The organism is Brevibacillus halotolerans (assembly GCF_026891775.1).
Lineage (GTDB): Bacteria > Bacillota > Bacilli > Brevibacillales > Brevibacillaceae > Brevibacillus_B > Brevibacillus_B halotolerans.
In genome coordinates this window covers 36,824-61,915 of sequence record NZ_JAPTNK010000014.1, presented here as the reverse complement: position 1 = coordinate 61,915, position 25,092 = coordinate 36,824, and the positions used below count along the sequence as shown (strand labels likewise).

22 protein-coding genes are annotated in these 25,092 nt (G+C 42.9%); 19 read left to right on the top strand and 3 right to left on the bottom strand.

Features of this window, described 5'->3' with window-relative positions:
- Positions 1–94 precede the first annotated feature (94 nt).
- Entirely contained in the window at positions 95–811 is a 717-nt protein-coding gene (locus O0550_RS17105) for a glycosyltransferase family protein (protein WP_003343265.1), read from the bottom strand.
- A gap of 360 nt (positions 812–1,171) precedes the next feature.
- On the opposite strand from O0550_RS17105, the gene O0550_RS17100 reads away from it, so the two are divergent.
- The 5 genes from O0550_RS17100 (at position 1,172) to O0550_RS17080 (ending at position 7,303) form a co-directional block, all read left to right on the top strand.
- Complete coding sequence (locus O0550_RS17100) at positions 1,172–1,777, top strand: DedA family protein (protein ID WP_258426897.1); 606 nt, start codon at positions 1,172–1,174, stop codon at positions 1,775–1,777.
- A gap of 199 nt (positions 1,778–1,976) precedes the next feature.
- A complete protein-coding gene (locus tag O0550_RS17095; RefSeq protein WP_003343269.1) occupies positions 1,977–2,408 on the top strand; it encodes a MarR family winged helix-turn-helix transcriptional regulator in 432 nt (143 codons plus the stop codon).
- 91 nt (positions 2,409–2,499) lie between these two features.
- On the top strand, positions 2,500–4,224 hold the full coding sequence (locus O0550_RS17090; protein ID WP_003333657.1) for an ABC transporter ATP-binding protein: 1,725 nt from the start codon (positions 2,500–2,502) through the stop codon (positions 4,222–4,224).
- Complete coding sequence (locus O0550_RS17085; RefSeq protein ID WP_258426896.1) at positions 4,225–6,063, top strand: ABC transporter ATP-binding protein; 1,839 nt, start codon at positions 4,225–4,227, stop codon at positions 6,061–6,063. It abuts the gene before it with no gap.
- 169 nt (positions 6,064–6,232) lie between these two features.
- Positions 6,233–7,303 (top strand): DUF418 domain-containing protein, encoded by a 1,071-nt coding sequence (locus O0550_RS17080; RefSeq protein WP_258426895.1) that lies wholly within the window; start codon positions 6,233–6,235, stop codon positions 7,301–7,303.
- Positions 7,304–7,366: 63 nt separating this feature from the next.
- Here O0550_RS17080 and O0550_RS17075 read toward each other — a convergent pair whose 3' ends face one another.
- Both O0550_RS17075 and O0550_RS17070 read right to left on the bottom strand, forming a co-directional pair.
- Entirely contained in the window at positions 7,367–9,262 is a 1,896-nt protein-coding gene (locus O0550_RS17075) for an ABC transporter permease (RefSeq protein WP_258426894.1), read from the bottom strand.
- Complete coding sequence (locus tag O0550_RS17070) at positions 9,234–10,007, bottom strand: ABC transporter ATP-binding protein (protein WP_068793467.1); 774 nt, start codon at positions 10,005–10,007, stop codon at positions 9,234–9,236. The genes O0550_RS17075 and O0550_RS17070 overlap by 29 nt, the downstream gene beginning before the upstream one ends.
- 246 nt (positions 10,008–10,253) lie before the next feature.
- On the opposite strand from O0550_RS17070, the gene blaOXA reads away from it, so the two are divergent.
- From blaOXA to cysT, 14 genes are all read left to right on the top strand, one after another.
- Positions 10,254–11,108, top strand: a complete 855-nt coding sequence (blaOXA, locus tag O0550_RS17065) for a class D beta-lactamase (protein ID WP_258426893.1) — start codon at positions 10,254–10,256, stop codon at positions 11,106–11,108.
- A 105-nt stretch (positions 11,109–11,213) separates the two neighbouring features.
- The gene (locus tag O0550_RS17060) at positions 11,214–11,942 is read left to right on the top strand and encodes an FHA domain-containing protein (RefSeq protein WP_003333650.1); all 729 of its coding nucleotides are present in this window, start codon (positions 11,214–11,216) and stop codon (positions 11,940–11,942) included.
- 216 nt (positions 11,943–12,158) lie between these two features.
- Positions 12,159–14,216 carry a penicillin-binding transpeptidase domain-containing protein gene (locus O0550_RS17055; RefSeq protein ID WP_258426892.1) on the top strand — a complete coding sequence of 686 codons (2,058 nt, stop codon included), beginning with the start codon at positions 12,159–12,161 and terminating at the stop codon, positions 14,214–14,216.
- A 34-nt stretch (positions 14,217–14,250) separates the two neighbouring features.
- Positions 14,251–16,275 carry a peptidoglycan D,D-transpeptidase FtsI family protein gene (locus O0550_RS17050; protein ID WP_258426891.1) on the top strand — a complete coding sequence of 675 codons (2,025 nt, stop codon included), beginning with the start codon at positions 14,251–14,253 and terminating at the stop codon, positions 16,273–16,275.
- A 291-nt stretch (positions 16,276–16,566) separates the two neighbouring features.
- Complete coding sequence (locus O0550_RS17045; protein WP_003343287.1) at positions 16,567–17,355, top strand: IclR family transcriptional regulator; 789 nt, start codon at positions 16,567–16,569, stop codon at positions 17,353–17,355.
- 216 nt (positions 17,356–17,571) lie between these two features.
- Entirely contained in the window at positions 17,572–18,339 is a 768-nt protein-coding gene (pxpA, locus tag O0550_RS17040; RefSeq protein WP_101667254.1) for a 5-oxoprolinase subunit PxpA, read from the top strand.
- Between the two features lie 81 nt (positions 18,340–18,420).
- Entirely contained in the window at positions 18,421–19,113 is a 693-nt protein-coding gene (locus O0550_RS17035) for a DUF969 domain-containing protein (protein ID WP_003343290.1), read from the top strand.
- Positions 19,114–19,140: 27 nt separating this feature from the next.
- Complete coding sequence (locus O0550_RS17030) at positions 19,141–20,094, top strand: DUF979 domain-containing protein (RefSeq protein WP_003333643.1); 954 nt, start codon at positions 19,141–19,143, stop codon at positions 20,092–20,094.
- Positions 20,095–20,107: 13 nt separating this feature from the next.
- Entirely contained in the window at positions 20,108–20,755 is a 648-nt protein-coding gene (gene pcp, locus O0550_RS17025; protein ID WP_258426932.1) for a pyroglutamyl-peptidase I, read from the top strand.
- 23 nt (positions 20,756–20,778) lie between these two features.
- Entirely contained in the window at positions 20,779–21,552 is a 774-nt protein-coding gene (pxpB, locus tag O0550_RS17020) for a 5-oxoprolinase subunit PxpB (protein ID WP_258426890.1), read from the top strand.
- Positions 21,549–22,568, top strand: a complete 1,020-nt coding sequence (locus O0550_RS17015) for a 5-oxoprolinase subunit C family protein (RefSeq protein ID WP_258426889.1) — start codon at positions 21,549–21,551, stop codon at positions 22,566–22,568. Before pxpB ends, O0550_RS17015 begins: the two co-directional genes overlap by 4 nt.
- Before the next feature lie 229 nt (positions 22,569–22,797).
- Positions 22,798–22,947, top strand: coding sequence for a YezD family protein (locus tag O0550_RS17010; RefSeq protein WP_369799683.1), 150 nt, complete (start codon positions 22,798–22,800; stop codon positions 22,945–22,947).
- A gap of 125 nt (positions 22,948–23,072) precedes the next feature.
- Positions 23,073–24,212 carry a sulfate ABC transporter substrate-binding protein gene (locus O0550_RS17005; RefSeq protein ID WP_258426888.1) on the top strand — a complete coding sequence of 380 codons (1,140 nt, stop codon included), beginning with the start codon at positions 23,073–23,075 and terminating at the stop codon, positions 24,210–24,212.
- Positions 24,213–24,249: 37 nt separating this feature from the next.
- Positions 24,250–25,089, top strand: coding sequence for a sulfate ABC transporter permease subunit CysT (gene cysT, locus O0550_RS17000; protein WP_003343297.1), 840 nt, complete (start codon positions 24,250–24,252; stop codon positions 25,087–25,089).
- Positions 25,090–25,092: the final 3 nt, after the last annotated feature.

Below are 25,092 nucleotides of genomic sequence, written 5' to 3'. Positions count from 1 at the left end.
ATAATGGTGTTGGCTTCGCACAAATCGATTCATTAAGGATTCAAGAAAAGATATGCTATGATGAAATCGATAAGTCTCTAAGAAGCTGTTTACATTATGGTTTTAAGTGGGGAAACAGCTCTAGGTATTCCGGATTCAAACGAAGATCTTTTGTCCCACTCGCATAAAACAAATAGGTTTCTTGTAGCTTCTCAGGTGTAGTGACATGATAGATACCCAAGCCGTGCTGGATACTGTGCGCTGAGAGCGTGGGGCCTATTTGCAGTTTTCGTTTTCGTGTTAAATCATTCCACGGACTGTAAAAAAACTTTATGACGAAGGCAGGCGCGGTTAGATAAACGATAAATTTATGCGGGGACCAATGTCTGCCGGCTGTATAGGCGCCGTGTTCATGCTTATGAATCAGTCTACCAATATTGGGGTGTGTATTATCTATGGGGAAGTAACCATGGTATCGTTGATTCACCAAAGGAATGTTATAAACAGCTTCTGGATAGCTATGATTGGGATCATCAACTAGCATAATCACTCTGATTGAATACATATGCTCACCTAAAGCGGTAAGGGACGAGAAAAATTCATCTTTATTTTGACAACATAGAAACTCAGTAGTGTTTAGCACCATTTTCCATCCTGTACATTCTTTTTCGATATCCATTACTTCACGGTCAACCTCTATCGCATCAAATTCCGGTACCCTTGAATTTCTCACCTCCCAATGGGGGGCAAAATGTTTACATATCTCAAGTGAACGATCCGTTGAACCCCGATTAATGAGAATACCATGATCAAATATCTGGGTATGATGCATCAGCCACCATGGAAGCAAATATTCTTCATTATAAAAATGCGAAATGACAGTAGTAATAGTGCTTCCTCCTTTTGGGAGCTAAATAGAAAAGAATGCTCACGTGATACTATATGAAATGGATGAAAAGGTTGTCACAAACAAAGAAAACAAGGAAATAGGCAAGTAACGGACGAATTAGATAAAACCGCAGAAAACTGTATGTTTTTTGCGACAAGCAGAAAATTTAAGAAATTCTTTAGAACTCTGTTATAAAAAAGCTAAGAACTGTTCGATATGATAAAGCTATGAAAGAAAAAATGACAGAAGTGACATTTCTGACATGGTTCCTTCCGTGCTGTCATACAATCAGGGGGTTATTACTTGCAGTTGGATACGATACTTGAGTTAATTAATCAATACGGCTATTTTGCCCTGTTTTTCGCTCTATGGCTTGGCATTGTTGGTATGCCGATTCCAGATGAAGTGATTGTCATGACGGGAGGAATGGTTGGCTCATTTGGCATTCTTCAATCAATTCCTGCCTTTTTTGTCACCTATTTAGGGGTTATTTCGGGGTTGTCACTTGGATATATTTTAGGATATAAGATTGGAGCTCCCGTGTTAGATCGCATTCGGCGTAAAAGACACATGGATATCTATATTGTACGAGCTGAATATCTATTGCAAAAGTATGGGAGCCAAGCACTTGTAATTAGTTACTTTTTGCCGATTGTGCGCCACGTGGTGCCTTATCTGGTCGGGATTAGCAAAATGTCTTTTCGGAGGTATGCTCTGTTCTCCTTTACGACTGGCTTTGTTTGGACACTATTATTTTTTATTCTCGGGCATCTGTTAGGAAGCAATGCCGCTTCTGTTGGGTACCTGATTAATGAATATAGTAAATATCTCTTAATCATTCTTCCGGTAATAGCGGCAGGGACTTTTATTGTGGTTACCAGAATGAAAAGAAAAAGGGTAAATGTCTGATGAAAGCCCTAAAATAAAATCATCAGGATACACAGATAGAGGAACCGATTGGCCTAGTAGCGGTAGTCGGTTCCTTTATTTGCTAGATAGCATTTACCTTTATTTACCTTTCGTAAGTCCCCTTGCACCTTGTGAAATAAGGGAGTATAATCCTGTTTATCTTAATATATAGCTGGCTAACTAAATGAGGTGAGTAAAAGTGGAGGAGACTCCTTATCTGGATTCTTTAGAATTGCTACTATCTCGTGTGGTGCGATCGTATAATTATAAAATGTGGCAAATGTCGCATGAAGTAGGAATCTACCCGGGGCAATTGCCTGTTTTGTTTTTGCTAAAAAACAAAAATGGAAGAGTACAAAAGGAACTGGTTACGAAAATGAAGGTAAAGGCAGCTACGGTCACCGTCATGCTGAATCGTATGGAGAAATCTGGATTGATCGAACGTCAGCCTGATCCCGATGATTTAAGAGCGTCTCGGGTGTATTTAACTGAATTAGGAAAAGAAAAATTAGAACAGATTGAAAAAGTGATTAAAGAGATTGAGAAAAAATGCTTTGAAGGCTTTCGGGAGGAAGAAAAAATCTTACTTCGACGCTTTTTAACACATATGCATCGGAATTTATCGGAGTAATGTGAGGTTAGGTAAGCTTGCATGTCAATTGGCTGCTTCCTCTAGAATTATGTAGCTGTCAAAGTAAATGCGAAGGGAGATGCCAAGCAGAATGGGTAAACTTTTTAAATATATTGTGCCTTATAGAAAATATGCAGTAGCCGCTGTGTTACTCATGTTTCTGGAGGTGGTAATGGATTTGCTTCAGCCGACACTGATGGCTCATATTGTAGACCAGGGTGTTGCTAATGGAGATGTCACCTATATCATTCAAACCGGATTGATTATGGTAGGGGTTGCGCTTTTGGGGATTGTTGGCGGTGTAGGCTGTATTTACTTTGCCAGCATCGTTTCCCAGAATTTTGGTGCAGACGTGAGACTAGATCTGTTTAGCCATATACAGACCTTTTCTTTTGACAAGCTGGATCAGTTCAAAACCTCTTCCTTAATTACACGCCTAACTAATGATGTTACACAGGTACAAAACGTAGTTCTAATGATGCTGCGCATGCTAACACGCTTTCCGCTTCTCTTTATAGGCGGGATGGTGATGGCATTTTCATTGAATGCGAAGATGGCGCTTGTGTTGGTTGTGACCGTACCTCTCCTAATCCTATCTCTTCTGGTAATTATTAAGAAGGGTTTTCCTTTATTTAAAAAAGTCCAGGCTAGCTTGGATAAAGTAAATGGAGTTACACGTGAAAATTTGGCAGGGGTAAGGGTAGTAAAGGCCTTCGTTCGTTCAGATTATGAAAAGGAACGTTTCCAAACAGAGAACGACCAATTAGCTGATATAACGGTAAAGGCAGCACGAACCATGGCGTTGATGATGCCGATTATGATGCTGTTGATGAATCTAAGCATCGTTGCGATTATTTGGTTTGGTGGTTTTCAAGTCAATACAGGTAGCATGCAGCTCGGAGAAGTCATTGCTTTTACCAATTATATGACCCAGATTTTGTTCGCCCTTATGATGGCTGGCATGATGCTCATGATGGTGTCGCGGGCAAAAGTGTCTGCGGATCGGATTGTGGAGGTAATGGATACGAAAACCACTATTGCTGATGTTGGGCATAAAGACGTTTATATGCATACAGGAAAAATTGAATTTGACCATGTTTCCTTTCAATATGCTGGTACTAGTGGGCAACCTGTATTAAAGGATGTAACGTTTTCGGTGACGCCGGGTGAGCGAATTGCAATTCTTGGCTCTACGGGTTCGGGCAAATCAACGTTGGTTCATTTGCTCCCACGTTTTTATGATGTGACAGAGGGACGTATTTTATTGGATGGAACGGATATTCGAGAGCTGAGCTTACAGGAGCTTCGCAAAAACATCGGGATGGTTTTACAGGAGGCAGTACTGTTCTCGGGAACCATTCGTGATAATATTCGCTGGGGTGATCCCGAGGCCTCAGATGATCAAGTGATAGCCGCAGCAAAGGCAGCCCAAGCTGATGAATTTATAGCGAAACTACCTGCTGGCTATGATACAGTGGTAGGTCAACGGGGAGTTAATCTATCAGGCGGACAAAAACAGCGCTTGTCCATTGCTCGCGCTCTACTGGCAAAGCCAAACATTCTCATTTTGGACGATAGCACTAGTGCGGTGGATTTGACGACCGAGGCTCTCATTCAAAAAGCGTTAAAAGAGCAATTAGGACATACGACTTGTTTTATTGTTGCACAACGCATTAGCTCTGTGATGGAAGCAGATAAAATCATTGTATTAGATAATGGTCAGATTTCAGATATTGGAACTCACCAAGAACTGATGCAACACTCGGATGTGTATCAGGATATCTATCGTTCCCAAGTAAGAGAGGAGGCGATTTAGATGAATCGAGGAGGATCAGAACCACAACGTTCAAAAGGAATGGGCGGGCCTATGGGAAAAGGAATGACGGGCATGCCGGTTGTTAAACCGAAAAATTCCATGGAGGCGCTCAAACGGCTATGGGGATATTTACGGGAACAACGCTGGTCGTTATTCCTGGTGTTTTTCCTAGTGCTTGCTAGCTCCGGCTTTGCGTTGATGGGCCCCCTGCTGATTGGAAAGGCCATTGATAGCATGGGGATTACCACGGGACAGGTTCAATTCTCATTGTTAGCCAAGATTGTTGGGAGCTTAATCATCGTATATATTTTGGGGGCGCTTGCTTCCTGGTTACAAACCTATTTGATGGCAAGTGTCTCGCAAAAGACGGTCAAGAGTATGCGAAAGGATATCTTTGATAAAGTACAGACTCTGCCTTTGCGCTTTTTTGATGAAAGACCCCGCGGTGATTTGATGAGTCGTCTAACCAATGACGTAGAGAATATTAATAACACGCTCTCACAAGCAACAACGCAAATTTTTTCCAGTCTCATTACTGTAATTGGGGCCGTGGGAATGATGCTGATGCTAAGTCCATCTTTAACATTGGTTAGTCTCATCGTTGTTCCACTTGGCTTATTTATTACAAAAAAAATTGCGGAGCGTACGCGTAAGCTCTTCTTAGAACAGCAGACAGAGCTGGGGCAATTAAATGGATATATTGAAGAAATGATTTCGGGACAACGGGTGGTCAAGGCTTTTAATCGTGAACAACAAACCATCGACCAATTTGCAGAAAAAAATCAGCGCTTGAAAAAAGTAGGGGCTCAAGCGCAGGTCTTCTCTGGAGTCATTCCTCCACTGATGAATGCTATTAATAATCTCAGCTTTGCGTTGGTTGCAGGCATAGGTGGGTACATGGCTGTACAAGGTGTTATCACGATCGGGATCATAACTGCCTTTCTAAATTACTCGAAGCAGTTTGCTCGTCCGCTAAATGAGATGGCAAATCAATTTAACATGCTACAATCAGCTTTTGCTGGTGCAGAACGTGTATTTGAGGTGCTGGATGAGGAACAGGAATTCGCGGATCAAGCAGTGGCGGACTCCCTTGAACAAGTGGAAGGAAAAGTAGAGTTTAAGGATGTCACTTTTGGTTATAAGCCAGATAAGCCTGTCTTACAAGAGATTAATCTGATAGCGGAGCCTGGGCAAATGATCGCTCTAGTAGGCCCTACTGGTTCAGGTAAAACAACAATTGTAAACCTATTGATGAGATTCTACGATGTACAGCAGGGAAGTGTCATCGTAGACGGACGGGATATACGTCAGATTGACAAAGAGAATCTGCGGTCCTCTATCGGCATGGTGCTACAGGATACTTACCTGTTTGCGGGAACTGTAATCGAAAATATTCGCTACGGCAGGCTAGATGCTACAGACGAGCAGGTTATGTATGCAGCTCGCATGGCGAATGCTCATTCCTTTATTGAACGCCTGCCAGAAGGCTATCATACGAAGCTCACGGAGGATGCTAGCAATATCAGTCAAGGACAGCGGCAATTGCTGACCATTGCGCGGGCGATTCTAGCGGACCCATCCATCCTGATTTTGGACGAGGCAACCAGCAGTATTGATACAAGAACTGAGATGCAAATTCAGAAAGCCTTGAAAGTATTGATGCAAGGACGCACTAGCTTCGTGATTGCCCATCGCTTGAGTACGATTCAGGAGGCGGATCAAATCTTGGTCATTAACCAAGGGGAGATTATTGAGAGAGGCAATCATAAGGAATTACTGGAGCAACAGGGCTTTTACTATAATCTGTACCATACACAATTTAAGAATCAAGCTTCATAAGTAACGAAGGCCGTCCAGAGAAATGCTGGGCGGCTTTTTTTATTAAATCTTACAAAAATGTAAGTGGTGTGTAATCTTCATGCATGGTTAAAAAATCTAGTATTCATTACAATAATGACAACGAGTCGCTAGCGAACGACACTATTATGATAAAAAAGGACTGATGTCTATGACCGCATTATCGGTCACAAAAAAAGAGCGTATTGTTTCGATGGATATCTTGCGTGGGATTGCACTTATGGGTATTTTGTTGGTGAATGCACCAGCCTATATGACTTATATTGAAGGGCAAAGCATAACTCAGCATGCTTTTGATCCTACCTTACGCCTTCTATATGATTTATTTATCACAACGAAATTTTTCAGTATTTTTTCGTTCTTGTTTGGACTTGGCTTCTATATTTTTATGAGTCGTGCAGAGGCACGTGGAGATAAACCGTTTATTCTTTTTGTTCGTCGTCTGGCAGCACTCTTATTGTTCGGTATTTTACACATCCTTACCTGGTTTGGAGATATTCTGTTCTATTATGCTATTTTGGGCTTTGCCTTGATACCTTTTTATCGTAGATCAGCGAAAACCATACTGATCTGGGCAATGGGACTCTTTGCTATAACAGTATTAGCTAGTGGAATTGCGGCTGTGCAAACCTATCTTGGTAGTCCAGTTCCAGAGTTCATCAGCTCATTTAAGAGCGATACTTTTGCCATTTTGGGGATGTTTTTACTGGGACTTTATGTAGGGAAACAAAAGATTGTAGCGGAAGTAGATAAGCATGTACACCTGCTGAAACGGACACAGCTTATTACATTCGTACTGAGTATCATACCTTTTGTAGGGATTCTGTGGTGCCATTTTACAGATAACCCGCTACAAGAAATACTCCAGCCATTTTTCTCCCGCATGGATACTTATCCAATGGCTTTGTTATACATGAGTAGTTTGTTCCTTCTATTACGCAATGAGCGAGTGGCTACGATGTTAAAACCATTTGCTAATTACGGACGCCTAGGGTTAACCTCTTATTTCACACAAAATATCATTGGGTCTGTGATCATTTCCCTATTTGGTTGGTCAAATGGCTATACATTAGTTCAGTCCTTCTACATGGCGATGATCATCCTTGTTGTTCAATTGATCATAAGTAATCTGTATTTCTTGAAATTCAAGCAGGGGCCGTTAGAGTTTATCTGGAGAAAGCTGACGTACGGTTTTAAACGTAAGGACAAAGCAACAGCTTAATTCTATGGAAAATCAAAAACAACCATTGCCTAGCAGGATAAGCAATGGTTGTTTTTTGAATCTCTACATAATATGTCTTTTTAATTTTTGTAAAAAGTGAGAGCGAACAATGAGGAAATAAACAAGCTGAAGTACAAAGAAAATCAGAATGCTTACAATTGATGTTTTAAAAATCGAAACGAAGGTGCCGCTGGAATACACCTTTTGGAGACCGACTAAAGCTACTGACGTGTGTACGATAGCCAGTGTGAATGGAACAAAGAAGAGCAGAGCGATTTGGACAGTCATGCTTTTTTGCCATTCTTCTATGGATAAGCCAATCTTAGAGATCGTTTGATAATATTGTTTATCCCGATCAAGATCCATATAAAGTCGGAAGTATAAAAAGCTTCCTGCACAAACATAAAAGATGACGGCTACAAATAAACCGATAAATAACGCACTGCCAACGGCCCGCTTTGCTTCAGCATAGTAGGCATCACGAACTAAAGGTTGCTGGTCTTTGGCTAGCTTTTGGCTGATTTCTTTTGAGAAGGCTATCGCATCTTTATTGATAGGGCCTCCCTTTCTCCACTCTTGAACCACATAGCCTACAACCGTATAGTTAGAGGAGGCCTTTTCCTTCAGATAGGCAAAGTCTTCATCGGATACAGCTAATGTGTTCCATTGATAAGAAAGGACTGGCTTGTCTATCTTTTGTACCGGGCGAAAAGGCTTGCCGTCTTTCGCAAGAAGGTCAGGAATGCCATCCTCGGGTAAATAGCTTGCTCTAATCCAAAGAGCCTCCCCCTTCTTAATTTGATACGTTTCACGCTCTAGCAGTGCTGCTAATTGATTATAAGCTGATATCTTTATGACATCTGCACGTGCTACTGGCTTAGAAAAATATAAATCCTCGACCTCGACTCGTTCATAGTTTACATGGTAATTGGCTAGATGATCCTCAATGATTTGTGTCGATTTTTTACCCTCAAGCTTCTCATCGTGATAGTACTTATACTCGATTGTCAGTGGAAGCGTATCCTTGACCATACCAAGTATACCTAAGACACTGATCAATGCTCCTGCTGAAGTAAAGGCGACAGTGGAGACAATGGTTACCATAAAAAACATCTGGGCATTATCCTTAATACGATAAGCTAGATCGGACAGCCAAATAATTCGGGTTCCACGCCAGTAGAGAATGGGTCTTTTTTTTACCCAATTAATCAGGAATGCTCCAAACTGAGAGTAGAAGAAGTAAGTACCGACACAGGTTAAGAGGATGACTATAAACATCCACCTTATAACCTCAAAGATATCGTTTTTAAGGGTAAACGTAATATAGTAGGCTGATCCAATGCAAAGGATAGAGAAAAGAGCTAAAATAACCGATCCCTTAGGCTCCTTTTTCGGTTTGCGTGATTCATCAAGTAAAACCTTGATACTCCGGTGCTTTGTTGTAAACAGAGTGAAAAAAGAAATAAGCAAAAAGGCAGTATAAAAGGAAACGATCGTAAGTAAAAGAGCTTTAGTTGGTATATAAAATGGTATTTCGTCCATATCAAGAATGGCTGAAGCGAATATGAAGAAGGATTTGGAGAATAGCAGACCAAACCCAATGCCAACCGCCATCGATAACGTAACTAACAGCAGGTTTTCCATGAATATCATGAAATTGATCTGCCAGCGTGAAATACCAAGTATAGATAAAACGGCAAACTCTTTTTTCCGCATCTTAAGAAAAATATTCGTGGAGTACCAGATAAAGGCAAAGGAAAAGCAGAAGATAATGGCTTCGGCTACGGTCATTCCATTCACCACCAAGTAATGTAGACCTTCTGTAGTCGTTCCTGGATGATAAATGAACATGCCGTAGGTAAAATAAATCATGATGACAAACGTAACACTTAAAAAATACGCCAGATAAAACCTGAATTTACGACGTACATTAGTGGCGATGAATTGTAGAAAGGTCATAGGTACTTCCCCCTAAAAGCGCAAGAACATCTAAGATTTGCTGGAAGAACACCTGACGGCTTTCTCCGCGTTGAATTTCATTATATAGCGTCCCATCCTTGATAAATAAAACGCGATCACAGTAACTAGCAGCTACAGGATCGTGTGTCACCATCATCATCGTGGTTTTTTTGGTAGCATTAATGCTTTGCAGGGTTTCCATGACGATGCGGGTTGATTTGGAGTCTAGATTACCCGTAGGCTCGTCTGCTAATAAAAGGGAGGGCGAATGGATGATGGCTCTCGCGATGGCTGCACGCTGGTTTTGCCCACCTGACACCTCGTAGGGACGCTTTTGTAAAATGTGATTAATTTCTAGCTGAGTAGCGATTTCATCCAATTTCTGTTTCATTTCAGGAACCTTGTAAAAATCAAGCGCGAGCGGCAATAAGATATTTTCGCCCAGTGTTAACGTATCTAATAGATTAAAATCCTGAAACACAAAGCCTAGATTACGTCTGCGAAACACCGCTAGCTTTGATTTTTTGATCTTATGAGGATTTTCACCATTTAATAGAATATCTCCAGTGGTGGGGATATCAATTGTGGCAATAAGATTTAATAGGGTCGTTTTTCCGCTCCCTGACGGCCCCATGATAGCAATAAACTCTCCCTCTTCTATGTGAAAGTTCACGTCGGTTAAAGCGCGATAGGGAATTTTCCCCCCGTATATTTTGCTGACGTTTGTTACCTGAAGAAGTCCCATGTCACACATACACCTCCATTACGTATCGTTATTCCGGTCAAGAGTCGCGTTTAGAGTATCATTTGGTTAGGTGTCAGTCAAGCTAAGCGCCGTATCATCGTTTTATCATCAGACTCTCATGAGTTTATAACGGTTCAAGCATGTTATTAGTGCCTTTACTAGCATATATTGGTATAGGCAGGAAGCGATAAAGAACATTTTACATCGTTATAAATAGAAGGAAAAATATAGTGGGGGGTGCCGATCATGAAACTATTGAAATATGGCGCGGTGTTACTTCTAAGTGTGGCTATGGCGGGATGCTCAGTAATGGCAAAGGAATCTGAGCTACAAAGACCGGCAAGTATATCTGAGAAAAAAGAGATCGTTGATTTATCCAAGGTGGAAGTGAAGGAATTTTTTCCAAATGACGAAGGTACGTTTATCCTGCGTGATGTGGAGAAAAATTCGACCTTTATTTTTAATGAAGAGAGAGCAAAACAACCGCAAGCACCTGAGTCTACTTTTAAAATCATGAATGCTCTAATAGGTCTTCAAGTAAAAGCAGTGGACGATGAATATACGGTGAAGCGCTGGGATGGCGTGAAGCGCGATCTTGATGTCTGGAACAAGGATCATACGCTTGGTTCGGGGATGCGCTATTCAACAGTCTGGTACTATCAACAGCTAGCTCGCGATATTGGTGCAGAACGCATGAAGGAATGGTTACATAAAGCAGCCTATGGGAATCAGGATATCAGCAGTGGAATTGATAAATTTTGGCTAAATAGTACCTTAAAGATCACACCTCTGGAGCAGGCAGATTTCTTAGAAAAGCTATATAAAGAACAATTGCCGTTTGACAAGCAGGTAATGAAGACTGTGAAACGCATGATGATCCAGCAGGATGAGGACTTGTACACGCTTTACGGAAAAACAGGGACACGCAATACACCAGCAGTTGGTTGGTTTGTAGGGTTTGTTAAGATAGAGGGACATCCTTATATCTTTGTTACCAATGTGAATGGGGAAGGAAGTTCCTCAGGAGTAAAGGCTAAAAATATTACATTACAAATCCTCAAAAAATATAACATGCTCCCAACACCATCCCAGAACAAATAGGATGAAAAAGGGAAAGAACAAGGGCTGCAAACCAAGCAGCTCTTGTTGACGTATAAGAATCGTTTATAATAGAGTGAAGGATTAACTGTTATTTGGAGTGATATCATGTTGGGAGTAGAAGCATATCTCTTCATTAAAAAGGGAGATTCCAACCAGACGACGGTCAAAAAATTCATTACAGAGACCGAATGCACAATTGGTAGACGTGGTGCGACGTATCAACCTGATTTATCTTTTACCAGTTTATTTATATCAAGACAACACGCTGTCATCCGCCAAGAAAAAAATCAGTACGTTCTTTATGACTTAAACAGCAAACATGGCACGGAGGTAAATGGGCAACCGCTCCAAAATGCCCCGCATGTTTTACAATACGGAGATCGTATTTCATTGGCAAAGGGAGAGGCAGAATTTATTTTCTTTACATTGGAAAATGACTTGGATGTGACACGGGAGTTTATTCGACCATTGGGTGCTAGTAAGGATCAGGCGGTGGAACAGACTGAGCCAGTGGCAAGCAATGGGAGTACGGATGTGAAGGGTTTAACCATCAATGTGGAGAGAAGAGAAATTCTGCTGGATGGAGTTCGTCTTTATTTATCGGGAAAAGATATTGATCTGTTGATGCTCATGTACGAGCGTGTAAATCAAGCTGTGAGCTATGATGAGATGAAAGTGCATGTGTGGCCAGAACGGTCATCTACAGTGGATGGATTGCCAGATGTAGGTCGGGCCGAGATTAATGCATTGGTTTACCGTTTACGTAAAAGGTTGGGTGAGTACGGTGATAAAATTATCACCATACCACGGTATGGTTATATGTTGGACTTATAAAAGGCAGAAAAGCCAGAAGACAAAGCAGAGGAATTCCGTTCTGATAAGAGAGGGAGGTCTGTTGTTGTTCTTCTGGCTTTTTTATTATGTGCCATTTTGATGGGACGAAGGACTGTCTCATGTAAATATGAGCGATTTATCACCGATCTAATGCTGGAACAATATGTTTATTGGATGACGTATGACCTATCTTTAGAAGGAAGGAGTGGATTTATCATGAAAAGAATACTCTTTTTTTCTATCGTTGGAGTTCTTCTTGCTGTAGGAGGAATTTTTATTTACGCCCATTTGATGGAAGATGATCCTCGTGTTGTAAAGGATCGGGCAGAAAAACGTTTTGAGGAGTATCTGGACAACTGGGGTAAACAGGACTTTGCCCAAATGTATGAGCAACTAGCTTTGGATACAAAGAAAAAAATGACAAAGACGGCATTTATAAGCCGCTATGAAAGCATTTATAACGGGATGGAAGCCAGTCATGTACAAGTGAAGGATACCTCAATGGGACGTGAATCCATCACGAAAAATGAGGAGCTTCACCTGCCTTACCAAGCTAGCATGAACACAGTCGCTGGTCCTCTTACTTTTACACATAAGCTAACAATGGTACGTGAAAATCAGAGTGGAAAAAAAGATTGGTATATCAAATGGAATGAATCCCTCATTTTTCCTAGCATGAAGGAGAAAGATAAGGTGAGGGTCCAAACCATCCTGCCACAGCGAGGGGAAATTGTAGATCGTAATGGAATCTTATTAGCCACAACAGGGGTCGCTTATGAAGTAGGGCTAATACCTGGAAAATGGGAAAAGAATTCAGACGATCAGAAACAAAAAACAGCCGCTCTATTAGATATGACCGTCGAACAAATTGCGGCGAAACGAAATGCAAAATGGGTGAAGCCAGAGTTATTTGTTCCATTAGCAACGCAAGCTAAGGAAGACGATCGCTTAGATCAATTAGAAAAGATCGAGGGCTTGATGCTACGTAAGAAACAGGTGCGTTATTATCCTTATCGTCAGGCTACTGCTCATTTAATCGGTTATATCGGCAGTATGAATGAAGAGCAATGGAAGTTATACGAGCCAAAAGGTTATCGTGCTACGGATTTGGTGGGGAAGGCGGGCGTGGAGCAGGTCTATGAGGAACAATTACACGGTACGCCAGGTGCGCGGATTATTATAGCGGATGAGCAGGGACAGGAAAAGGAAGTGCTAGCAAAAAAACTAGCACAGGATGGGCAGAAGCTCGCATTAACCATTGATGCTGATCTACAGTTTGCAATCTATGAGGAAATGAAGAATGATGCAGGGACAGCGGCGGCTATTCATCCGCTTACTGGAGAAGTGCTGGCGATGCTAAGTACACCAGCGTATGATCCTAACGCGTTTATCAGAGGATTATCCAATAAGGAATGGACCCAGCTAAATGACGATCCAGCTAAACCACTACTTAATCGCTTTGCTATTGGATTTGCGCCGGGTTCCACCTTTAAGCCTATTACGGCGGCGATTGGACTTGAACAAGGAAGTATCCAGCCTGAGCAAGGCATGACTGTCAAGGGATTACATTGGCAAAAGGATTCCTCATGGGGGAAATACGAGGTAACGCGAGTGAAAGACCCACATAGCCCCGTTACTTTAGAAAAAGCCCTCGTGTATTCCGATAATATCTATTTTGCACAAGCGGCACTACAGATGGGGCAGCAGATTTTCTTAGAAGGAGCAAAAAAGTTTGGTATAGGTGAAAATTTGCCGCTTACCTATCCGTTAAGGAAATCAAAAATAGCTAACCAGGATATCAGAAATGAAATTCAGCTAGCTGATTCTGGGTATGGGCAAGGAGAAGTAACAATGACACCTCTTCATCTGGCGTTGACCTATAGCGCATTTGTAAATGAGGGAAATATAGTCTACCCCGCTTTAACCCAGCAGGAGATGAAGCCACAAGCCTTTTGGAGGGAAAATGTAATGTCGAGGGAGACAGCAGCATTGATTAAAGCTGACCTAATTCAAGTGATGGAAAATTCACAAGGGACAGGGCGGTTTGCAAAACCATCGGGTATCCGTGTGGCAGGAAAAACGGGAACAGCCGAGTTAAAGGCGAGAAAAGGTGAGGATGGGTTGGAGTATGGCTGGATGGCTGTGTTTAATGTAGATAAGCCAAAGCTACTACTAACGATGATGATAGAGAATGTAAAAGGTCGAGGTGGCAGTCATTATCTTGATCCCAAGGTTAAACGAATTTTTGCGCAGGAAATGAGTAGAGATTCCTAGTGAAAAGACAGCAGAAAGATAAGGAGAGCCTTTTGTGGATAAAGCAGAACAAAAACTGCATCAGGAACAGCGCTTACAGCGTATGCAATGGATTTTTCTGATTACCTTCTTTTTATTTTCCGCGATTATTCTGCGATTGGCTCAATTACAGATTATAGAGGGGAGCGAGTTTGAAAGAGTGTTAAGCTCTCGCTCCCTCAAAAAAGACCCCATTCCGGCCGTTCGCGGCGATATTTATGATCGTAATGGCAAGCTGCTGGTACATAGCAGAGCTTCATTTACAGCAGTTTTTCATGAACCAGAGGGTATAAAGCAGCGGGAGATTATTGAATTAGCCAAGAAACTTGAAAAAGTTCTCCGAGGAATGACACAAAGCGCAATTATGAAAAAGCTGGATGTAGGCTTCACCTTGGAGAATGGGCAGCGGAAAAACATTGCTCGAAATGCCCCAAAATATATGGAAAAAGAAATTAAGTATGACCTGACCCCCGAAGAAATTGCTTATTTAGAGGAGCATCGGGAAGACTTGCCAGGTGTAGATGTGGTAACAAAATCGATCAGAGAATACGACACCAAACAAATAGCTGTACAAACCATTGGCTACGTTCGTCCTTATCATGTAGCCCAAAATTTGAACAGCTCGTTTTATAAAACAGAGCAGGAGAATTATCTTTCTGATCAATTGGTTGGATTAGACGGAATCGAGCGTAGCTATGAAAAGGAACTGCGCGGAAAGAATGGCTATCGCTTATATGAGGTGGCGGCCGATCAGTCCGTACAGCGCGAGCTAAAGAAAGAGGCTCCCATACGTGGTCAAAGTCTCTATCTAAACATTGATGAGCGTGTACAGTTAGAAATTAGAGATTTCATTAAAGACTTCCTCCCCAAGCTAAGAGGAAGTGTTTCATTAGCTTCTAGTGCGAAAACAGCTTATGTAGTAGCGATGGAAGTGGATACCGGTAAGGTAGTTTCGATGGTCAGCTATCCCGAATATGATCCTAATGTTTGGGTGCATGGTCCAGATCAGGCTACGTATGAGCAAATGAAATACTCTGTTACCAATGGGACGATTCGTGAGGCTCCTTACGATGTTCGGCCATTAACAGGCCCTTCAGCGGAACAGGAAAATAATAAGCATCCCAAATCAATCGTGCCCTCCGGCTCTGTAATGAAGCCAATTACAGTATTGCTAGGGTTAAAAGAGGGCATCATTACGCCGAGCGATCAATGGACCGATCCGGTTACGTACTACTATGGTCGAGGGAACGATCGAATAAAAAACGATAACGGTCATAATTACGGTGTGCTCAATCCAGTAAAGGCGATAGCTAAATCCTCGAATACGTATATGGCACGCATTGGAGAAGGTGTTGCCAAAAAGGAGGGTAACAGAGCAGTTTCGCTGTTGCAGGAGTACTATCATCAGTTTGGGTTGGGCGTGTTGACGGAAGTGGACCTACCGAGTGAGAATAAGGGCAAAGAGGATTATCTAGTTATGAATCAAAACTATGGGCCACTGGCTGCAATGGTACAAGCCTCCTTTGGTCAACAGGTACGAGCCACGACAGTTCAACTAGCTCAATACGCCGCGACTTTAGCAAATAAAGGCGTTCGGCTACAGCCTCAGCTTGTGGATAAAATCGTAGATGAAAAAGGAAACATTGTGTTTCGGCCCAAGCCTAAGGTTCTAAATAAAATCGAGCAACCGCAAGTACATTGGGATATTTTACGGAATGGAATGATACAGGTAACACAACCAGGCGGAACCTCTGTCAATGCATTTCGAGGCCTTCCCTATCAGGTAGCAGCCAAGACAGGTACATCTGAACAGGATATTTATGTTCCTGTCATTTCGACGAATTCAAAAGGAGAATCCATTACGAAATGGCACAAACACGCAAGGGTCAATAATGGTGTCATTATCGCCTATGCACCCGCGGACAAACCGAAGCTAGCAGTAGCAGTGGTTGTACCAGAGGGTGGTTATGGAGGGCGCTCTGCATCAAATATTAGTCGAGCGGTGTTTCAAGCATACGATAAATATGTGGGGTTAAGATGAGTAGCTGATGAAAGCTAGCATTTGCGCAGCAGGAGTAAAAGCCTGGCAATGCTGGCTTTTTTCTTTTTGTACATAAAGTAGTATAGATTCGAAACTCTTTTCTGGTTTTTTGTAACGAATAGGTTGTAAAAAAAGATCATTATGCTTGATTGAAATAAGCAAAGCTGGGGTACTTTATTTTGCCTTCTGATTACGAATTGCTTGGCATAGTCCTTCTCCCTGTAATAAGATATGTCATAATAATATAAATTTTCGTGAGTTATGTATAATCATAGGAAGGATGAGGAGAAGGTGCAGCATAAAAATAAGACAGTGGTGAAAGCATTAGATTTACTTTCTCTATTTCTTACTCATCCACATTTAACGTTAGCTCAATTAGTAGAATTAACCGATAAGCCAAAAACCTCTGTTCATCGTATGGCCGGGTCCCTTGAAGAGATGGGATTCCTTCGAAAGGACGAGGAGGGGCGGTATGCGCTTGGGTTAACCTTTCTACAATATGGTCAACTAGTGTCCGATCGGTTAGATATTCGCCAAATAGCTCTTCCCTGGATGAATCAGCTAAGAGAGGAAATGGGGGAAGCTGTTCATCTTATTATGAAGGATGGACTGGATGCCATTTATGTCGAGAAGCTAGATACCAAGCATCCGGTGCGATTGTATACGAAAGTAGGGAGGCGCTCTCCTTTGTATGCGGGGGCCTGTTCACGGATTATTTTAGCGTTTCTTTCTGATGCAGAGGTTGAAGAATATCTGGAAAACGTTCGATTTGAGCGTATTGCTAAAGGAACCATTACGAACGGCAGGGAGCTATTGAAAAAGCTGGAAGAGTCTCGTCAAAATTTTTATACGATCAGTTACTCGGAATTAGAGAACGAAACGGTCTCCGTGGCGGCTCCTATTTTTGATCATCGGGGCAAACTAATAGCTGGTCTTAGTGTTGCAGGTCCTGAGGTGCGCTTTCAGCCTGATAAACTACCTTTGCTAATTAAAGAAACAACGGAGACAGCCGAACGAATCTCGCGTGCACTTGGTGGGCAAAGAGAGTATCCGCGACATCGATGGACCCAGCTGGCATAGCTTTCACTAGATGATAAAGCTGATAGAAGCAGAATCACAAAACTACCTAGCGATTTGTTAGGTAGTTTTTTTCTGTAAATTGCTTCTTGTCAATCTATTAAACTAAATCTATAATGAGTAAAAATATAAAAAATGGAACGATTATTCCGAATTTCGGAACGAGTAATGCTGGCATTTCCAGATATCGCAATGTACAAGTCAAAGGGAGGGGAAGCAATGTATCGCGTAGATTTGAATTGTGATTTGGGAGAGAGCTTTGGTGCGTATCAGATGGGAAACGATGAAGAGATTCTTGCATTTATTAGCTCGGCAAATATCGCTTGCGGTTATCATGCAGGAGATCCATCTACCATGCGCCAAACCGTTCACATGGCTCTGGAAAAAGGAGTTGCGATTGGGGCACATCCAGGGCTGCCCGATTTAATCGGCTTTGGCCGCCGTACGATGGACATTTCACCACGTGAGGCACATGATATGGTGCTATACCAGATAGGAGCCCTATATGCCTTTGTGAAAGCGCAGGGGGGTGTTCTGCATCATGTGAAGCCCCATGGAGCTTTGTACAATATGGCGGCACAAAGTGAGAGCTTGGCCGAAGCGATTGCAGAAGCCGTATATAGCTTGGATTCAGAATTAATTTTGTACGGGCTATCGGGAAGCCGATTGCTTAAGGCAGCCGAAAAGCTTGGCTTACGCAGTGCCCATGAGGTATTTGCTGATCGCACCTATCAAAGCGATGGATCACTTACCTCCCGCCGACAGCCCAATGCCGTTTTAACTGACACGGATGCAGCGGTCAGCCAAGTAATTCGAATGGTTAAAGAAGGGAAAGTTACCTCACAGCAAGGAACAGATGTTAGGATTCAAGCGGATACCGTCTGCATTCACGGTGATGGAGCTCATGCGCTATCCTTTGCCAGACAGATCCGATCACAATTGGAAAACGAGCAGATCAGAGTTGAAACGGTAGGACATCAAGCGTAAGGCTACGTACAAGAGTAAACAACAATCTTTTACCAAATAGAGATAGACAGGTAGATTCCATGAGATAAAGGGAGGGTGTACATGTTATCACTGATCGGAATTTTAATTGTTATTGTCGGATTTGCTTTACGCTTTAATCCACTACTCGTTGTTACAGTGGCAGGGATTGCTACGGGACTTGCAGGGAATTTATCGTTTGAACAAATCTTAATTACATTTGGAGAAGCCTTTGAAAAGAACCGCTATTTATCGTTGTTTATTTTAACATTGCCAATTATCGGTCTATTAGAACGATACGGGCTAAAGGAACAGTCACAGCGATTAATTCGCAAAGTAAAAGCGGCTACTACGGGTCGATTGCTGATTTTGTATCTATTTGTACGAGAAGTCACTGCCATGCTAGGACTAACCAGCTTAGGTGGACATGCTCAAATGGTTCGTCCGTTGGTAGCGCCGATGGCAGAAGGAGCAGCCGAGAACAAACACGGTCAATTGCCTAAAGAGCTAAGCGACAAGATTAAGGCTCAATCAGCAGCTACAGATAATATTGGTTTATTTTTTGGAGAAGACATTTTTATTGCTTTTGGTGCCGTCCTATTGATGCATGGCTTCTTCCAACAAAACGGCATCTCACTTGAACCTCTTCATATAGCAGTATGGGGGATTCCAACTGCAATTGCGGCCTTTTTGATTCATGGCACAAGATTATATTTATTTGATGGAAAAATCAGAAGATACATGGAAGAAAGCAAACAACTGCGCAAAAGTGCGTAGTATTACATGGAAGGGAAGGTGATCGCTATGTTCATCCAGTTAGATTTTATCTATTATCTTGCCGGCGTGTTTCTTGTCATTATTTCGATTTTAGCGTTAAGAGATAAAAGCAATCCCCGTCGTTTTACCACCTCCCTTTTCTGGGCCTTATTTGCCTTTTCCTTTTTAGGAGGCAAGCTAGTATCTTCCTTAGTCATGGGCATCATTGTGTTGTTAATGGCGCTTATTGCTGGTTTGGGCGGAGTACGTTTGGGAACGTATCAGCAAACAACGGATGAACAAAGAGAGGCTAGCGCCAAACGTTTTGGGAATCGTTTGTTTATCCCCGCACTATTGATCCCGGTTGTGACCGTAATTGGTAGTGTTTTATTGAAAAATGCCAAAATAGGCGAAATATTTTTACTAGATCAGCAGAACGTTACGCTGGTGAGCTTAGGAGTCGCTTGTTTAGTCTCGTTAGTGGTAGCGATGAGCATTACCAAGACAAAAGGTATTCAGCCAGTAAAAGAGTCGCGTCGTTTGCTGGATGCGATCGGCTGGGCTGCTGTCCTGCCGCAAATGCTAGCCACATTGGGAGCATTATTTGGAGCCGCAGGGGTGGGCACAGTGATCGCTGATCTAGTAAGTTCTGCGATTCCGGTGGATAATCGTTTCCTAGTTGTCGTTGCATATGTATTGGGGATGGCCTTGTTCACGATGGTAATGGGGAATGCATTTGCTGCCTTTCCCGTCATGACTGCTGGGATTGGGCTACCCTTGTTAGTGCAAATGCACGGTGGAAACCCAGCCGTGTTGGGGGCAATTGGTATGTTTTCTGGGTATTGTGGCACGTTGCTTACTCCGATGGCAGCCAATTTTAATATTGTTCCGGCGGCCCTATTAGATTTGCCTGATAAAAATGCGGTGATAAAAGCGCAGGCTCCGACTGCTTTATTGCTGTTAGGAATTAATATCTTTCTAATGTACTATTTGCTATTTTAGGAGGAATATCATGGTGAAGAAAGTTTTGTTAACCGGTTTTGATCCTTTTGGTGGGGAACAAATCAATCCTGCATGGGAAGCAGTGCAACAATGCTACAAGCTTGATATTCCTAATGTTGAGGTAATCATCAAACAAATTCCCACTGTCTTTCATCGTTCTCTGGAGGTCTTGGAGAGCAGCATGGCCGAGGTACAGCCTGACGTCGTGATTTGTGTCGGACAGGCGGGCGGACGCCCGGACATCACCGTAGAACGGCTAGCGATTAATGTAGACGATGCCCGCATTCCAGATAATGAGGGGAATCAACCAATCGATCAGCCCATTATAGAAGAAGGTCCGGTAGCTTACTGGTCTACGTTGCCGATCAAAGCGATTGTCAAAGAGGTTCGGTTGGCAGGGATTCCTGCCTCCGTTTCTCAGACAGCCGGTACATTTGTTTGTAATCATCTCTTTTATGGTTTAGCTCATCTGATAGCTACGCGTTTTACAAGGACAAAAGGCGGCTTTATTCATATTCCCTATTTACCTGAACAGGCCGTTCGGTTTCCTGGACAGCCAAGCATGGGCTTAATGAGCGTGAAAAAGGCTTTGGAGGTTATCGTTCGTACCAGTGTAGGAGTTGAGCAGGATATTAAGGCGATTGAAGGACAGATCAGTTAGAGAGAAATGGTAGAGGTGATCAGGTGCAACAGCCAGATAAACAGATAGAAGGACAAGCGATCGAGCAAAAATGGTCTGTTCAGATTCTACCGCTGGGAGATGCAGCCGTGCTGGTGCAATTCCAATTAGCGGATAATGAGAATGCGGATATTTACCAGCTTGTACAGGCTTTTGCTACTCATATCGAACAGCATCCATTTCCCGGCATGATTGAATTTGTACCGGCTTTTACAAGCGTGGCGATTTATTATGATCCTATCATGGTTAAACAGGTAGTGAACCAACAGACAAACAGCACCGCGTATGAGATCGTAGTGAATAAAGTAAATGGGATGTTAGCAGGGCATACAAGCCAGTTAGAGCGACAATCACGGTTAATTGAGATTCCTGTCTGCTACGGGGGAGAATATGGGCCAGATTTAGAAGAGGTAGCCAACTATCATCAGATTACTCCAGAAGAAGTTATTCGTATTCACTCGTCAGCTTTGTATAAGGTTTACATGATCGGTTTTGCACCTGGGTTCCCGTACCTAGGTGGAATGTCCACTGAAATAGCTACGCCAAGGAGAGCTTCTCCACGCTTACAGATTCCTGTTGGCTCAGTAGGTATTGGTGGAGAACAGACGGGGGTCTATCCAATCGAAACACCAGGTGGATGGCAGTTGATTGGTCGGACTCCTCTTGCGTTGTTTCGTGCCAAGCAGAATCCGCCTAGTTACTTACGAGCAGGTGATACAGTTCGTTTCCGCCCGATTACCCAGCAGGAATATCTGGAGTGGGGAGGGGAACAGTCATGAGCATACGTGTAATCAAACCGGGATTACTCACATTAATTCAAGATCAAGGGCGGTTTGGATTTCGAAAATATGGGGTTGTGACTAGCGAAGCGATGGACCCTTTAGCCTTACGGATTGCCAACATGCTAGTGGGCAATTCAGAGCAGCTTGCAACCTTAGAGATGACACTGACAGGAGCAGAGTTAGCTTTTGAGCACGATAGCCTCATTGCAATTACAGGGGCAGATTTGTCTTTTACAATCAATGGTGAACGTTTACCTATGTGGCGTCCTATTTTTATCAGAGCGGGTACAGTCATGAAAGGTGGAGGCTGTCGGACGGGCTGTCGCGCTTATGTAGCTGTTGCAGGTGGTATCGAGGTTGAGCAGGTGCTAGGTAGCCGCAGTACATATGCTCGTGCTGGAATGGGAGGCTATCAGGGCAGAAGCTTGCAGGCAGGTGACTATCTATCAGTAGGTGAGCAAGCTGATGTGACGCGGGCTTTTCTAAAGAATTGGCACCAGAGGTTAGCGAAGAAGACATCTGTGGAAAGTTGGGCAAGTGTGGATTGGAGTGTTAGTGTTGAATGCCTAGCAACGTACCGAAGAAATCCGCAAGTGCGCATTAGTCGGGGAACCCATTTTTCCTTGTTTACCCCAGAGAGCCAACAGCATTTATTTCATTCCTCCTATAAAATCACACCTCAATCTGATCGCATGGGGTATCGTCTTCAAGGAGCTGTTCTTCAATTGGCAGAACCGATTGAGTTATTATCGGAGGCTGTAGCCTTTGGGACCATTCAAGTACCGGCAGAGGGGTATCCCATTATTTTACTTGCCGATCGACAGACGACGGGAGGCTATCCGCGGATTGGTCAGGTTGCTACAGTCGATTTACCAATTCTGGCACAGATGAGACCCGGGGAGGAGATCATGTTTACAGAGATAAGCAGGGACGAATCGGAACAGCTATTGGTAGAGCGGGAACAATTTATTATTGAGCTGCGGCAGGGAATCCATTTGCAAATGAAACGGTAGTCATTGTGTTTATTCCTTTACGAAATGCTCGTTTTCACATCGAAGCATATTCTTGTGCATGTCGCAGGAAATATGCTTTTTTTATTTAATTCCAACTTGACAGATAGGAATTATGTGATTAAACTCAAATACAAAGTTTCCTAATTTTTGGTGTCTACCAAAATTTGGAACAGGCATGAAGGAGGCAAACGGTATGTCTGAACAGCAGGCAAGTCGACAAGACCTATGGATGCAGAAAATTTCAGATGCTTTGAAAGGTATTGAGTATGGCTCCGTGCATATTACGATTCATGATTCGAACATTACACAAATTGAGCGAGTAGAGCGTCATCGTTATTCGTTAGAAAAGAAAGAATTTTCGAAAAAACAAAAAGGATAGAGTGCCGATCGGACAACCGAAGGCTCCTTACGTTCGCCAGTGGAGAGTGAACGGGAGGAGTCTTTTTTGTATACAAGCGCAACATGCCGCACTTGACAATTAGAGAAGATGAAGGGGGTAACTCAATGAAAAAAAGCACTACAACCATAACCAAAGCAACATGTTTAAGCAGTAAAAAGCGACTGAGGTGGCTAACCTGTCTTCTTTCCGGTAGCTTGGCGCTTGTACTGGCTGGGTGCGGAGGGGGAGCATCCTCGACAGGCTCAGAAGATAAGGGAGCCAAAACAGCAGGCACTGCTACAGCCGTTTCTAGCAATAATCAATCCTCCTCAAAGCCAATTGAGCTGCTAAATGTCTCCTATGATCCGACACGTGAATTTTATCAGGATTATAATAAAAGCTTTGCTGATTACTGGAAAAGTAAAACAGGCCAAACCGTGACCATAAAGCAATCGCATGGTGGCTCCGGCAAGCAATCACGCTCGGTTATTGATGGATTGGAAGCTGATGTTGTCACGCTGGGTCTCGCTTATGACATTGATGCGATTGCGAAAAAGGGACTGATTCAAAAGGAATGGCAATCGCGCTTGGAACAAAAAAGCTCGCCCTACACCTCTACCATTGTGTTTCTTGTTCGTAAGGGGAATCCAAAGCAGATTAAGGATTGGAGCGATCTGCTAAAACAAGACGTTCAAGTAATCACACCTAATCCGAAAACCTCAGGAGGGGCAAGATGGAATTACTTAGCCGCTTGGGGCTATGCCAAACAGCTCAACCACAACAGTGACGAAAAGGCGAAAGAATTTGTACAGCAGTTATTCAAGCAGGTGCCTGTTCTAGATTCAGGAGCGCGCGGTTCCACAACGACTTTTGTAGAGCGGGGGATTGGCGATGTACTTCTTGCTTGGGAAAATGAAGCGTTTTTGGCTATCAATGAAATCGGGAAGGACAAAGTGGAGATTGTCGTGCCCTCCGTCAGTATTTTAGCTGAGCCACCAGTGACCATTGTAGATAAAATCACTGAGAAAAAAGGAACGAAAGAGGTAGCAGAGGCTTATTTAAAATACTTGTATTCGGAGGAAGGGCAGAAAGTGGCGGCTCAGAACTTTTACAGACCACGAGTAGAGTCGGTGGCCAAAGCATATGCGAATCAATTTCCTCCTATCAAGCTCTTCACAATTGAAGAGATAGCTGGAAGCTGGCAAGAAGCTCACCAAGCTCATTTTGCCGATGGGGGAATTTTTGACCAAATCTATCAGCCATAATCGGTAATAGACGAAACTGACACAAGGTGGTGTAAAAATGAAAAACATCCGGAAACAGTCAAGTATCATACCGGGATTCGGTCTATCGCTAGGGTATACGGTTGTCTATGTGAGCCTTCTTGTGCTGTTTCCTTTATCTGTGCTTGTGCTATCGACTAGCTCTCTTAGCTGGGATCAATTTCTATCTATTGTACTTGCTGACCGAGTGATAGCATCCTATAAGCTTAGTTTTTTAGCCGCTCTTGGGGCCGCCTTAGTAAATACAGTGTTTGGCTTACTGATCGCTTGGGTACTGGTTCGGTATCGCTTCCCTGGTAAAAAAATTCTTGATGGACTGGTTGATCTGCCCTTTGCCCTGCCCACTGCGGTAGCTGGTATTTCACTAACAGCGGTTTATGCACCTAATGGTTGGATCGGTCAATATATTGAGCCACTGGGTATTAAGGTTGCCTTTACTTCACTTGGGATTACGATTGCCTTCATCTTTATCGGAATTCCGTTCGTGATCCGCACTGTTCAACCTGTATTGCATGATGTAGATCGGCAAATGGAAGAGGCAGCCGCGAGTTTGGGTGCCACTCGCTGGGTTACGTTTTGGCGGGTTATTTTCCCTCAGCTCGTACCTGCTTTGCTAACAGGGTTCACGTTAGCCCTAGCTAGAGCAGTTGGGGAGTATGGATCTGTTGTATTCATATCAGGAAATATGCCGATGAAAACGGAAATAACGCCGCTTTTAATCATGACAAAGCTGGAGCAGTTTGATTATGCAGGTGCAACAGCAATTGCTTCGGTCATGCTTCTGCTATCATTTGTTATTCTGCTTTTGACCAATATCCTACAGTGGTGGAGTCGGAGAATGTACCGGATGGACATATAAAAA

Excerpts from the sequence above, each read along its gene's own strand:
- O0550_RS17105 (WP_003343265.1), bottom strand. The coding sequence starts at position 811 with ATGCATCATACCCAGATATTTGATCATGGTATTCTCATTAATCGGGGT.
- O0550_RS17090 (WP_003333657.1), top strand. The coding sequence starts at position 2,500 with ATGGGTAAACTTTTTAAATATATTGTGCCTTATAGAAAATATGCAGTA.
- O0550_RS17085 (WP_258426896.1), top strand. The coding sequence starts at position 4,225 with ATGAATCGAGGAGGATCAGAACCACAACGTTCAAAAGGAATGGGCGGG.
- O0550_RS17080 (WP_258426895.1), top strand. The coding sequence starts at position 6,233 with ATGACCGCATTATCGGTCACAAAAAAAGAGCGTATTGTTTCGATGGAT.
- O0550_RS17075 (WP_258426894.1), bottom strand. The coding sequence starts at position 9,262 with ATGACCTTTCTACAATTCATCGCCACTAATGTACGTCGTAAATTCAGG.
- O0550_RS17070 (WP_068793467.1), bottom strand. The coding sequence starts at position 10,007 with ATGGGACTTCTTCAGGTAACAAACGTCAGCAAAATATACGGGGGGAAA.
- blaOXA (WP_258426893.1), top strand. The coding sequence starts at position 10,254 with ATGAAACTATTGAAATATGGCGCGGTGTTACTTCTAAGTGTGGCTATG.
- O0550_RS17060 (WP_003333650.1), top strand. The coding sequence starts at position 11,214 with ATGTTGGGAGTAGAAGCATATCTCTTCATTAAAAAGGGAGATTCCAAC.
- O0550_RS17055 (WP_258426892.1), top strand. The coding sequence starts at position 12,159 with ATGAAAAGAATACTCTTTTTTTCTATCGTTGGAGTTCTTCTTGCTGTA.
- pxpA (WP_101667254.1), top strand. The coding sequence starts at position 17,572 with ATGTATCGCGTAGATTTGAATTGTGATTTGGGAGAGAGCTTTGGTGCG.
- O0550_RS17035 (WP_003343290.1), top strand. The coding sequence starts at position 18,421 with ATGTTATCACTGATCGGAATTTTAATTGTTATTGTCGGATTTGCTTTA.
- O0550_RS17030 (WP_003333643.1), top strand. The coding sequence starts at position 19,141 with ATGTTCATCCAGTTAGATTTTATCTATTATCTTGCCGGCGTGTTTCTT.
- O0550_RS17015 (WP_258426889.1), top strand. The coding sequence starts at position 21,549 with ATGAGCATACGTGTAATCAAACCGGGATTACTCACATTAATTCAAGAT.
- O0550_RS17010 (WP_369799683.1), top strand. The coding sequence starts at position 22,798 with ATGCAGAAAATTTCAGATGCTTTGAAAGGTATTGAGTATGGCTCCGTG.
- O0550_RS17005 (WP_258426888.1), top strand. The coding sequence starts at position 23,073 with ATGAAAAAAAGCACTACAACCATAACCAAAGCAACATGTTTAAGCAGT.
- cysT (WP_003343297.1), top strand. The coding sequence starts at position 24,250 with ATGAAAAACATCCGGAAACAGTCAAGTATCATACCGGGATTCGGTCTA.